The sequence below is a fragment of the Clostridium sp. UBA5712 genome (assembly GCF_002419845.1).
In the GTDB taxonomy this organism is placed as follows: Bacteria; Bacillota; Clostridia; order Clostridiales; family Clostridiaceae; genus Clostridium_J; species Clostridium_J sulfidigenes.
This window is the reverse complement of sequence record NZ_DIGW01000015.1, coordinates 269719-282382: the sequence shown is the minus strand read 5'-3', so window position 1 is coordinate 282382 and position 12664 is coordinate 269719. Positions and strand designations below refer to the sequence as shown.

General features: G+C 30.7%; 9 protein-coding genes and 3 riboswitches. Of the genes, 3 read left to right on the top strand and 6 right to left on the bottom strand.

Features of this window, described 5'->3' with window-relative positions; all coding sequences use genetic code 11:
• The 4 genes from B3B03_RS14030 to pepT all read right to left on the bottom strand — a co-directional run.
• Window positions 1-3163: collagen binding domain-containing protein (locus tag B3B03_RS14030; RefSeq protein WP_346877634.1), on the bottom strand; the 3163-nt coding region annotated here is incomplete at its 3' end.
• A gap of 73 nt (window positions 3164-3236) precedes the next feature.
• Window positions 3237-3319, bottom strand: a riboswitch (cyclic di-GMP riboswitch).
• 182 nt (window positions 3320-3501) lie between these two features.
• A riboswitch (cyclic di-GMP riboswitch) is annotated at window positions 3502-3583 on the bottom strand.
• Window positions 3584-3790: 207 nt separating this feature from the next.
• Window positions 3791-3873, bottom strand: a riboswitch (cyclic di-GMP riboswitch).
• A gap of 271 nt (window positions 3874-4144) precedes the next feature.
• A complete protein-coding gene (locus B3B03_RS14025; RefSeq protein WP_346877633.1) occupies window positions 4145-5473 on the bottom strand; it encodes a S1C family serine protease in 1329 nt (442 codons plus the stop codon).
• Window positions 5474-5728: 255 nt separating this feature from the next.
• Complete coding sequence (locus B3B03_RS14020; RefSeq protein ID WP_346847087.1) at window positions 5729-6034, bottom strand: hypothetical protein; 306 nt, start codon at window positions 6032-6034, stop codon at window positions 5729-5731.
• 86 nt (window positions 6035-6120) lie between these two features.
• On the bottom strand, window positions 6121-7338 hold the full coding sequence (gene pepT / locus B3B03_RS14015) for a peptidase T (RefSeq protein ID WP_346847086.1): 1218 nt from the start codon (window positions 7336-7338) through the stop codon (window positions 6121-6123).
• A gap of 279 nt (window positions 7339-7617) precedes the next feature.
• Between pepT and B3B03_RS14010 the strand changes: the two genes are divergently transcribed.
• Entirely contained in the window at window positions 7618-8106 is a 489-nt protein-coding gene (locus B3B03_RS14010) for a thioredoxin family protein (protein WP_346877632.1), read from the top strand.
• Window positions 8107-8205: 99 nt separating this feature from the next.
• Window positions 8206-8817 (top strand): HutD family protein, encoded by a 612-nt coding sequence (locus B3B03_RS14005; protein ID WP_346847084.1) that lies wholly within the window; start codon window positions 8206-8208, stop codon window positions 8815-8817.
• A 119-nt stretch (window positions 8818-8936) separates the two neighbouring features.
• On the opposite strand, the gene B3B03_RS14000 is transcribed toward B3B03_RS14005, so the two are convergent.
• Window positions 8937-10109: an NAD(P)-dependent malic enzyme gene (locus B3B03_RS14000; RefSeq protein WP_346877631.1), complete on the bottom strand. Its 1173-nt coding sequence runs from the start codon at window positions 10107-10109 to the stop codon at window positions 8937-8939.
• A gap of 26 nt (window positions 10110-10135) precedes the next feature.
• Window positions 10136-10777, bottom strand: a complete 642-nt coding sequence (gene nth, locus B3B03_RS13995; protein WP_346877630.1) for an endonuclease III — start codon at window positions 10775-10777, stop codon at window positions 10136-10138.
• Between the two features lie 185 nt (window positions 10778-10962).
• Here nth and hcp point away from each other — a divergent pair, with 185 nt between their 5' ends.
• Window positions 10963-12621: a hydroxylamine reductase gene (hcp, locus tag B3B03_RS13990; RefSeq protein WP_346877629.1), complete on the top strand. Its 1659-nt coding sequence runs from the start codon at window positions 10963-10965 to the stop codon at window positions 12619-12621.
• Window positions 12622-12664: the final 43 nt, after the last annotated feature.

The following is a 12664-nucleotide window of genomic DNA, read 5'->3' as shown; positions in this document are numbered from 1 at the left end:
ATATACTTTCAGGGTTTGCTTTTACTATCTTTCCATTTTCAGTGATAATAGCAGTTAGTATTTTCCCTGAAGGTATATATCCTTCTGGAGCTTTTGTTTCTTTTATTGCATACTCTCCATACTCCACATTTTTGAAATTTACTTTTCCATTTTCGTCACTTATAGCTATTGCTATAGGATTTGAATAGGAAGTGTCTGAAATCATATAGAGAGTAAACTCAGCTCCCTCAAGAGGGATATTATTTTCACCAGTTTTAAAGAATTCAATTTCACCTTTAATCTTTTCATCTTTATAATTATATGTTATATTCTTTTCATCTTTAGTATTTTTAAGTTGAAATTTATACAATTCACTACTTAATGTATATCCTGTTGGAGCAACCTTTTCTCTAACGTAATAGTCTATATCAAACTTCAATTTACTAAATACAATCTCTCCAGTTAAGTCTGTTGGTTCTGAAGTTTTTATAACATTTTCATACTTATCAAGAAGTTCAAATACAGCTCCTTCCAGTTTAATGTTTTCGTTATTTTTATCTACTTTTACAACCTTAATGCTACCAGTTTCGCCAACTCCACCACCGCCAGCACCTTGGAATATAACATCAACATTTCCTGAAGAAGAAGTTCCCTCTATTCCTGTACCTTTAAAGGATATAGCGTTAGTAAATGGTGACTTACTTTTGTCCACTACATCAGTTCTAAAGGTTAAAATATATGCTTCTTCAGTTGGAGAAGGTAATATAAAGGTAAACTCTCTTGTTTCAGCATTATATTTTACATTGCTTTGATTTAAAACAACCTCTTCCCCTTTTTCAAGGTTTCCATCAGGTTTTAAAATCTGCTTATACAGTTTTATAGATGTGGTATCAAGTTCAAGTCCCTCTTGAAGGATATCTGTTAAAGCTGCATCCTTAATTAATATTTTGTTAGAGTTAATGGTTACATTCCAATCAATATAAGAATTACCTCTTTCATAGATAGCTTTTTTATCTATTAAAGTACTTTTTATAGTACCTTTTCCTGTACTTTCTACACCTCCAGGCACTAAATCAGTTATTAGCTTTGCAGTATTCTCAACCTGCTTTTCTCCATTAGTGTTAAATATAGAGGTATCTGTAATTTTAGTCTTAAAAGTTATTATTTGCTCATCTTTGATTTCACTAGGGAAATTATATCTTAAGGTTTTGGCAGTTTCATCATAAACATAATTTGATGGCTCTGCAAGAATTCCATTAATCAAAACAGAATTAGGGACAAACTCCTGCCCACCCTTAATATTATCTATTATATAAGCATTAGGAAGAATCATTTTATTTTTATTAACTACAATCTTCCAGGTAATTTCTCTTGTTACATAGTCATAATCACTACTAGACTTATTTATAACTTCACTTTTTAAATACTGCCAATTAGAAGCATTAGATTCTTTAATATTGTCCCCTGTTAATCTAGCTTCATTGTAATAATTTTGATTATTGTAACTATATCCTTCCATATTTCCTGCATAAACCTTGGGATCTGTTACTTTTGTTCTAAAGGTTATTGTATAAGTTTCGTTAATATTACCATTAAAGGTATAAGTTAATGTTCCAGTTTTATTAGCATCACTCTCTGCTGCTTTCACATAGTTAAAGCTTCCTCCTGGAACCTCTTTATCTATAGTAGCAGAACCCTCTACATACTCTTTTCCTAATCTTATTTCATCAGTAACCACTGGATTTTTTATTGCTATCTTATTACTATTTATAGTAACCTTCCAAGTAATTTCTCCTGTAGCTGGATTATATCCTGCGCCTTGTTTAGAAATAATGCTAGTAGGTACTCCAACACCCTTTTCATCTGAAGCATCGCTTGGTACTCCATCACCAGTTAAAGTTGCTTTATTGTTATAGGTTTTCCCTGTATTGGAATTAAAAGCATCTCCATCAGTTATATCTGTTGAAAATTGGATTATATGTGGCTCATTAATAGCACTTGGGAAAGTATAGGTAAATTTTTGTCCAACTAAAGAGTAATTATCCTCAGTTTGGTTTCCATCCATCTTAACAGTACCATCTACAAAAGTTAACCCTTCTGGTATATCATCAGTAACTACAGCATTGGGAATATTTTGAGCATTCTTATTTATATAAATAGTCCAATTAATTCTCTTTGCCTCTACATCGTACTTTCCATCTTTTCTAATAAAGTCTGTATAAATAGCTACTGATGCCTCATTAGATTCTATAAAAGTTCCATCATGATTAAAGATTGCTTTATTCTTCTCATATACTGTAGCTCCCTCAGATTTAAAAACTTCTGGATTTACTACCTTAGTTTTAAAGGTAATTACTTGCTCTGCTTCTATTACACTTGGGAATTTATAAGTTAATCTATTATTGTTATAATCATAGTTATAATTTGCTGTATCTGCACTAACTCCATTTATAGTAACAGAACCAGGTATAAATTGTTGTCCCACTGAAATGTTGTCCACAATATCAGCATCATTAACCGTGACTCCTTCTGTATTCACAATTACTTTCCAAGTAATCTCATTTTTAGAAGGATCATAACTTCCGTACTTTATAGCAGAAGCATCAGGAACTTCCGGTTGTTCAAAGTTTACGTTAATTATAACAGAAGAAGAATTTCCTCCAATTTCAAATGTAATAGGTACTGGACTAGTTCCTCCTATTTGGTCAGGATCAAATTGAGTATCAATAAAAAAGAATCCTGAAACATTGGAATTATTCTCTGCAAATTCATTAAACGTAATGGTAACATTACCATCAGTTTCTATTTTAACATTTGCAATTGTATCACCATTATCAAGAGTAATAGGGAAATTTAGTATACTTATTATTTGGATTTCCTTAGGTATTTTCAAAGTATAAGTATCACCATTTTTTACTGTCCCCTGATTTGGTATAGTAAACTTATAGGTTAGTTTTACCTCTTCATTTTTACTTATGGGATTTGATGACTCATTTATAGGATTCCCATCATTACCTGTTAATCTTACTTCAGTAATAAATGGGAAATCTCCTGTAATATCCATAGCACTAGCTTGCATTGTAGGAACAATATTTAAAACTTGACAAACTACAATAACTAAAGCCATAAAAATAGATAATCTCTTCTTTATCTTAGGTGCAGACATAAATTTCTTCTTTTTCATAATTCTCCTCCTTAATAATTTTTTTCAATAAAAAAAGACCGACCCTATACCAATCTTATATAAATATAAGATTTGTTATAAAGGTCGGTTGCACTACTTACTCCATATATACAAAGTGCCCAAATTAGTATATACTTCAATGTTTCCTTAAAACTATTAGTAAATTGTATTTAATATTTTATGGAACAAAATTAAATCAATCTATGCTTAAATATAAAAACAGATAGTTTCTTCTTTAGTTTGGGTATGGATTTAAATTTCTTTTTTAATCTTCCTCCTTAATAATTTTTTGTAATAAAAAAAACGACCCCATACCAATCTTATATAAATATAAGATTGGTTATAAAGGTCGGTTGCACTACTAACTCCGTATATACAAAGTGCCCAAATTAGTATATACTTCAGTGTTTCCTTAAAACTATTAATAAATTGCATTAAATGGTTTGCAAATAGAGCCAATCAACTTAATATTTGTTATTATTTAATATATTTTACCACCTAAGTATAACTCTTTGTTTAGTATTTGTCTATACACTTTTAGGTTTTTATACTAATATTTTCTATATCCAAGTTTTAAACTTATATAACTAAAACCGACCCCATGCAATCTTATATAAATATAAGATTGCTTATAAAGGTCGGTTGCACTACTAACTCCATATATACAAAGTGCCCAAATTAGTATATACTTCAGAATTTCCGTAAAACTTATAATTAATTAATCTACTATTTTATAAGAGGATATTAGCACAAGTATATATAACAGTCAACAATTTAATTACATGAAATACATAATTATCTATAAATATGACTAAAAGTAACATATGTATGTTTATTGTTTTAACATACAATATTTTATACATTAACAATATTATATTTTTACCTAAAAACAATAGGCATGAAACATTGATAACTCAAGCTTCACACCTATTTGAAATTTATAATATTATAATTAGGGGATAATTATAAGTATTAACTTTATTATTCTACTACTAAAGTAGCTTGCATTGTTTGACCCTTTCTTACGAATTCTATAGGAATACTATCTCCATCACTGTAGGCTTCTTTTTCCTTATTTAATTCTTCAACGGTCTTAACAGTTTTCTTACCTATTTTAGTAATTACATCTCCAGGTTGTAGTCCTCCCTTTTGTGCTATACTAAAATCTTCAATACTTTGAATATATATACCTACAGGTAAATTATATTGTTTTGATAAATCTTCAGTTATATTTCTAACTGCTATACCAAACTTTATTTTTTGTTTTACTAAGGCATCTAATTTTTCAGTGGCATCATTTATTGGAATTGCAAAACCTATTCCCTCTACTCCAGTAGAGCCTATCTTAGCTGTATTTATACCTATAACTTCACCTTGAGAATTTATTAATGGTCCTCCACTATTCCCTGGATTTATAGCAGTATCTGTTTGGATAAGGTTCATTTTCTCTCCACCTTCAGTTAAAGCTACTCCTCTATTAACAGCACTTATAATTCCTGTTGTTACAGAGCCTAGATATTCTTTTCCAAGTGGATTTCCTATGGCTATAACTTGTTCTCCTGCTTGAAGACTATCAGAATCTCCTAGTTCTACTTTACCTGGCATTTCAACATCATCAGTAATCTTAACAACTGCTAAATCTGCATCTTCCTGATAGTTTACAACCTTAGCACTTACTTCTTTACCTGTGCTAAAGATAACTTTAACTTGACTAGCATTTTTAACTACATGATAGTTTGTAAGTACATAACCATCATCTGAAAAAATAAATCCTGAGCCAATGCCTTCTTGTTCACCCATATCAAATCCAAATACATTAGTTGAAACTGAAGTGGTTGATACACCAACTACAGCTGGGGAAACCTTTGCTACTACTTCTGGTATATTCATACTGCTTATAGGATTAATATTTGTTGTTGTTCCACCGTTATTTGTTTTTGATTTAGCTTCCTTAATTGCTGATTGTATAGTGCCTCTCATAGCTCCATAAGTAACACCTGTACCAATTGCTCCTCCTAATATAGAACATATTAGAGCTATAGCTATATATGATTTAGCTGAACCTTTACCTTTATTCTTTTTATCTTTTTTCTTTTTTTCTTCTTCTTCTTGCCATGATGAAGCATTAACTTCATTCAATTTTAAGTCATCATTTGTTGTATATTCTACATCTTGAATCACAGTGTAGTTTATATTGTCACTAGTATTATTGTCATTATTATCTTTATTAATACCGGTGTTTTCATTTAAGTTATTATTGTTATTAATTTCATTATTATTTAATTCATTATTGTTTATATCTTTATCCATATTAAATCTTCCCCCTTATTAAAAGTTAAGTTGTTTACTATTCTTATCTATATATATTATTATCAACACTTATGTGTCAGTTAAGTGACTAAAATATGAATGAATTCTTAATTGTCCTTAAAGGATTAAAATTTAAAAATACCTATATGTAAATATAATATTCTAAAAAACTACTAAAGCCTTATAGCTTCAGTAGTTTCCTATGTGAACCCTAAATTAACTTAGAGGAAGAATAAATTCTTCCTCTAAGAAATATTAATATAATCTTTTCTTAGCATAATCTCCGTAATCATTACCATGATCACTCATGTCTACTTCATCTATAATGGAGTCAAAGTCAATTTCACTTTCGCTTTTTATATCTTCATTTAAATCATCAAAAGCAATTTCTTCACTAGTCTCCATATTGTAACTTCTTCGACTTTTTGTCTTTGCAGCTTCTATCTCAGCTTCTCTTACATTTTCCCAAACTGAATCAGACATAGGGGTTATGCTTCTAAAATCACCAAAATAGTTATGTGTATCTGGTGGATATATTGGTCTTGATTTATCATTACTCATATTATATCGCCCTCCTCAATCACTTTACTATAGTGTGTATTAAGGAGTTAATTTTTATGTATGAGTATTATAAATGTTAGAATTTTTTATTTTTCTGCATAAAGAGTTATTATCTTAACTATAGTTTCTACTGCCTTTTCCATAGAGTCTACAGGAATGAACTCAAATTTTCCGTGGAAGTTATGTCCACCTGTAAATATGTTTGGTGTTGGAAGTCCCATGAAGGATAATCTTGCTCCATCAGTACCTCCTCTTATAGGAACTATAATTGGCTCGATAGCAAGAGCTTTCATTGCTTCAACAGCTGTGTCTACTACATGAATTACAGGTTCTACTTTTTCTTTCATGTTGTAGTATTGATCTTTTACTGAAATTTCTATAGTGCCTGCACCATATTTTTTATTAAGAAGTTCTACTATTTCTTTAATTAAAGTTTTCTTTTCTTCAAAGGTATTTCTAAAGAAATCTCTTATGATATAAGACATAGTAGTCTTTTCTACAGTTCCTACCATATCACAAAGCATGAAGAAGCCTTCATATCCTTCTGTGTATTCTGGTCTTGCATTAACAGGTAATAATCCATTTAACTCCATAGCTATTTGCTGAGCATTTACCATTTTATTTTTAGCACTTCCTGGATGAACATTTCTTCCGTTAATAACTATTTCAACACCAGCAGCATTGAAGTTCTCATATTCGATTTCTCCAACAGCTCCCCCATCTACAGTGTAAGCAAAGTCTGCAGCAAATTTTTCTACATCAAAGTGATCTGCACCTTCTCCAATTTCTTCATCTGGAGTAAATCCAACTTTAATTGTACCATGTTTTATATCTGGATTTGCAATTAAATATTCCATAGCAGTAACAATTTCTGATATACCAGCTTTGTCGTCTGCTCCTAATAATGTAGTTCCATCTGTTGTGATAAGAGTTTTACCTATATAGTCGTTTAATTCAGGAAAATCTACTGGAGATAAAACTGTATTTGCATTTAATTTAATATCTCCACCTTCATAATTTACCATTTGAGGCTTAACATCTTTACCTGAATAATCTGGAGCAGTATCCATATGAGATATGAACCCAATAGTTGGTATTTTTTTATCTGTATTAGCAGGCAATGTAGCCATTACGTAATTGTTTTCATCAATAGTAACATCACTCATTCCGATTCTTTTTAATTCTTCAAATAAAACTTCACCTAAAACTCTTTGGCTAGCAGTACTTGGAGTTGTTCCCGTAGAATCACTTGATTGTGTATCATACTTAGCATATCCTAAAAATCTTTCTATAACTTTTGACATAATATCGCCGCCTTTTTTAAATTTTATAAATATTTCATATTGTTTATCATATTTATTTTGTCTCATAACCCTAGTATATAAAACTCTAATTTTTTTTACAAGTTAATAAATTGTATATATCTACTATTTATCAATTTTATTTGTTATAATAATCATGAACAAGTTATATCTATTCGATGCTAACATAATGTATTATATTGAATAATTTTAATTTAATACAATACATTCTAATTTATAAAAGACAAAATTTAGTTATAAGTAATTGGAGGGTAAGATAATATGTTAGATTTTAATAAAGCCTTAAGCTTTGAGGAGTATGTAGAAAAACAACATGCCAAATATGGAAATATCCAAGATAAAACCTATGCAGACACTGAACTTTCTAGTGATACTAAGGAAGAAATAAAAAAACTAGACAAGGTTGTTCATGCTGCAATATTTACAGAAGGTTTTTGCCCTGATTGTATCGTAACTATTCCTTTCGTACAAAAACTTTCAGAAGAAAACCAAAACTTAAAGGTTCATTTATTTCCTAGAACAGGCTACGAAGGTTTTCTTGAAGAAGCAGTAGGCTGCAAAAGTATTCCTGCAGTAATCACTTTTACTGAAGAAATGGATCCTAAGGGTGCCTATGTAGAAATGCCTAAGGAGTTATTTAGAAAACTTCCTGTAATCTCTAATGATGAGAGAAAAGTTCTTGTTGCAGAATATAGATCCGGAAAATACAATGATTTAATAGAAAAAGACCTTTTAGATATAATACTCTAATTTTGTGATACATTTTAAAACTCATTCCTATATTTATTCATATATGGATGAGTTTTTTGTATTAATATTATATATGTTAATTATTAATGGGGTGATATTATGGGTTATAAAACAGAAATAATAACAAAGGATAAAATAAAAACTTCTAATTGGAGTGGGGGAACTACTAATGAAATATATATTTATCCTAAAGACTCTAATTACAAAGATTTAAACTTTAAATGGAGAATTAGTTCTGCCACTGTAGAGTTAGAACACTCCACCTTCACTAATCTTCCAAAAGTTTATAGATATATAACAACTTTGGAGGGTTCCATGGATCTTTGTCACAATAAAGGTCCTCTAATTCACTTAGAACCTTTTGAAGTTCATGGATTTTCTGGAGATGTAAACACAGAAAGCTTTGGAACTGTTACAGACTTTAATTTAATGATAGGACCTGGATGTGATGGGGTAATGAATGCACTAACTTTAAGTGAAGGTTCTTTACTAAAGCTGAATTTAAACAAAAGGAAAAACAGATACTCTTATCATAATTATATATTTTTCTCACCTAATTCAGACCTAACCCTTACAATAGATGGGAACAATATATCTCTACCTAAAAATCACACCTTAATCATAGAAAGTTGTGAAAAGGATAGCCTTTCTTCTATAGAAATTGCCTCCTCACAACCTTGCAATATCATTAGTATAGAAGTAGGCTTTTAAAAGTTATTTATTCAAATCTATGGCTCTGTTGAAAATTACAGTGATAAAATATAAATCTAATTTTTATAAAGTATGGAGCATGTACTTTAATATAGGTACATGCTCCATACTTTTAGTCTCTACAGACTTGCTACTCCCATTTCTCTTGCTATTCTCATAACTTCCTCTGCTACTTTGCCTGACACTCTCTTGTCTAAGGCATTTGGGATTATGTTTTCTTCATTTAATTCTTCTTCTGGAATTAGGTTTGCTAAAGCTCTTGCTGCAGCTAACTTCATTTCATGGTTTATTTCTGTTGCTCTAACTGTAAGAGCTCCCTTAAATATACCAGGGAATACTAGAACATTATTAATTTGATTAGCAAAATCTGAACGGCCTGTTGCTATTACTCTAGCTCCCCCTAATTTAGCTTCATCTGGCATTATTTCTGGAGTTGGGTTAGCCATAGCAAAGATGATTGCATCCGAATTCATAGTTTTTACATCTTCTGAATTTATCATATTAGGTCCAGATACTCCTATAAACACATCAGCTCCTACTAAAACTTCTTTTAATGAACCTGATTCTTTATTTTTATTAGTAACCTTTGCTATTTGCTCATGAGACTCAAATAAACAGTTACCACCATCATAAATAGCACCCTTCCTATCACACATGATAATATTTTCTGCTCCCGCCTTTAAAAGCAATTTACAGATAGCAATTCCAGCAGAACCAGCGCCATTTATTATTATTTTAACATCTTTAATATTCTTCTTAGTTAACTTTAATGCATTATATAAACCTGATAATACAACTACTGCAGTTCCATGTTGGTCATCGTGGAATACAGGAATATTTAACTCTCTTTTTAAAGTTTCTTCTATATAAAAACATTCAGGAGCCTTTATATCTTCAAGGTTTATTCCTCCGAATACAGGACATATTAATTTTACAGTTTTTATTACTTCTTCTGGGTCTTCACTGTCAATACATATTGGGAAAGCATCTACTCCAGCAAATTCCTTAAATAATAATGCCTTTCCTTCCATTACTGGAATTGAAGCTTCTGCTCCTATATTTCCAAGTCCTAATACTGCTGTTCCATTTGATACTATAGCTACAGTATTAGATTTTATTGTATAATCATAAACCTTATCTCTATCCTTAGATATTTCAATGCAAGGCTCTGCAACTCCGGGAGTATACGCTATAGATAAGTCTTCTCTTGTATTAACAGGAATTTTACTTATAACCTCTAGTTTTCCCTTCTTCTCCTTGTGCATTTTTAAAGATTGTTCACCATATGACATAATTAAATCCTCCTAATTAAAATAATCTATTTTTTTGAAGATGCCTTATTTAAGTAATCACAATAAGGTGCTATAGGACATTCATGACACTTTGGCTTTCTAGCAGCACATATTTTTCTTCCATGCCAAATAATATAATGATGTGCATCACTCCACATGTTCTTTGGTATGTACTTCATAAGTTTTTCTTCAACAATTTCTACATTATCTCCAGGTGCAAAACCTGTTCTATTAGAAATTCTAAACACATGGGTATCTACAGCTATAGCAGGCACTCCAAAAGCATTAGATAAAACCACATTAGCCGTTTTCCTACCTACTCCTGGAAGGGCTATAAGTTCTTCCATAGTTCTTGGAACTTTACCATTATGTTTTTCTACAATGGATTTACATGCCCCTAATATATTTTTACTTTTATTTTTATAGAATCCACAACTATGAATCTTTTTACCTAATTCTTCTTCACTTAAAGTTAGTATAGCCTGTGGAGTATTATACTCCTTATATAATTCCTTTGTAACTATGTTAACTCGCTCATCTGTACATTGAGCAGAAAGTATAGTTGATACTAAAAGTTCAAAGGGTGTTCTAAAATCTAACCCGCAGGCAGCTCCTCTATAGGTCTCTTCTAATATTTCTAAAATTTTCTTTCGTTTTTCTTTATTCATAAAATCACCTCAATAAATTTCAATGATTGTAGTATTCCTAGTTAGTTCACTTCTATTATATCAGATTTTTATTATTTTACTTAATTAAATAAGAGTTTAATTAGTATGTATTTATTTATAAAAGAATAATATTATTTTATAAACAAATACTATAAAAAACTTAATACAATAAGGAGGATTATTAAATGGATAATGCAATGTTTTGTTATCAATGTGAACAAACTGTAGGGGGAAAGGGATGTACTAAGTTAGGTGTTTGCGGTAAAACCCCTGAAATATCAAATTTACAAGACTTATTAATTTATCAGTTAAAAGGAATTAGTTGTTATGCTAAAGATTTACTTGATAATGAGCAAGTTATAGATAAATCAGTTGTTAGTTTTGTAGAAAATGCTCTATTTACAACTTTAACTAATGTTAACTTTGATGCAGCAAGCCATTTGAATATGCTTAAAGAATCACAAAAAATTAAAGAAAACCTAAGAAGTAAGGCATCTACCGATAAGGCGTATCCTGATCAAGCAACCTATAATTTAAGCAAAACTAAAGAAGAAATGCTTAAGGATGCCGTTAAAGCTGGAATTATGTATGATGGAGATTTAGATGCTGATATACGTTCTTTAAGACAAACTATTGTTTATGGTCTAAAGGGAGTAAGTGCCTATGGACACCAAGCTAGATTTTTAGGTTACTATGATGACCAAGTTGATAACTTCTATTTTCTAGGATTAGAATGTACAACTAATGATAACTTATCTGTTGAAGAGTTAATTAGAATGACTATGAGAACTGGTGATATGAGTGTAGCTGTCATGAAAAAACTTGATGAAGCTAATACTGAAAGTTATAAAAATCCAACTCCTCATCTAGTTAATGTAAAAGTAGAAAAAGGACCTTTTATAATTGTATCTGGTCACGATTTAAAAGATTTAGAGATGCTATTAAAACAAACTGAAGGTATGGGAATAAATATATATACCCATGGTGAAATGCTTCCTGCTCATGGTTATCCTGAACTTAAAAAATACCCTCATCTAGTAGGAAACTATGGTAGTGCATGGCAAAACCAACAAACAGAATTTGATAACATTCCTGGCTGTATACTCATGACTACTAACTGTCTTATGAGACCTAGAGAAACCTATAAGGATAGAATATTTACAACTAACGTAGTTGGATGGGATGGAGTTAGACATGTCACTCTTAAAGAAGATGGAACAAAGGACTTCTCTGAAATCATAAATAAAGCTTTAGAATTAGGTGGATTTACTGCTTCTGAAGACAGAAAAGAAATTCTTGTAGGCTTTGGTCATAAGGCTACCTTAAGTAATGCTGGTAAAATTGTTGATGCAGTTAAAAAGGGTGAAGTGCGCCACTTCTTCTTAATAGGTGGTTGTGACGGTGCAAGACCTGGAAGAAACTACTATACAGATTTTGCAAAAATGGTTCCTGAGGATTGTATTATCCTTACTTTAGCTTGTGGAAAATATAGATTTAACAAACTTGAATTTGGTGAAGTAGCTGGATTACCAAGACTTCTTGATGTAGGTCAATGTAATGATGCTTATTCTGCAGTAAGAATTGCTACTGCTTTAGCGGATGCCTTTGAAACTGATGTGAATGGATTACCATTATCTATTGTACTATCTTGGTATGAGCAAAAGGCTGTAGCTGATTTACTAGCTTTATTGTCCTTAGGAGTTAAGAATATATTCCTAGGACCTTCTCTTCCTGCATTTATAAGTCCAAATGTACTTCAATACTTAGTGGACACTTTCCAATTAACTCCTATAAGTACACCAGAAGAGGACTTAAAAACTTGTCTTAAACAAAGAGTTAACTAATATATTAAATGGTAGCCCATAGGACTACCATTTATTTTTATAT

Bases quoted from the DNA above. Each gene is read 5' to 3' on its own strand.
- B3B03_RS14025 (WP_346877633.1), bottom strand. From the start codon at position 5,473: ATGGATAAAGATATAAACAATAATGAATTAAATAATAATGAAATTAAT.
- B3B03_RS14020 (WP_346847087.1), bottom strand. From the start codon at position 6,034: ATGAGTAATGATAAATCAAGACCAATATATCCACCAGATACACATAAC.
- pepT (WP_346847086.1), bottom strand. From the start codon at position 7,338: ATGTCAAAAGTTATAGAAAGATTTTTAGGATATGCTAAGTATGATACA.
- B3B03_RS14010 (WP_346877632.1), top strand. From the start codon at position 7,618: ATGTTAGATTTTAATAAAGCCTTAAGCTTTGAGGAGTATGTAGAAAAA.
- B3B03_RS14005 (WP_346847084.1), top strand. From the start codon at position 8,206: ATGGGTTATAAAACAGAAATAATAACAAAGGATAAAATAAAAACTTCT.
- B3B03_RS14000 (WP_346877631.1), bottom strand. From the start codon at position 10,109: ATGTCATATGGTGAACAATCTTTAAAAATGCACAAGGAGAAGAAGGGA.
- nth (WP_346877630.1), bottom strand. From the start codon at position 10,777: ATGAATAAAGAAAAACGAAAGAAAATTTTAGAAATATTAGAAGAGACC.
- hcp (WP_346877629.1), top strand. From the start codon at position 10,963: ATGGATAATGCAATGTTTTGTTATCAATGTGAACAAACTGTAGGGGGA.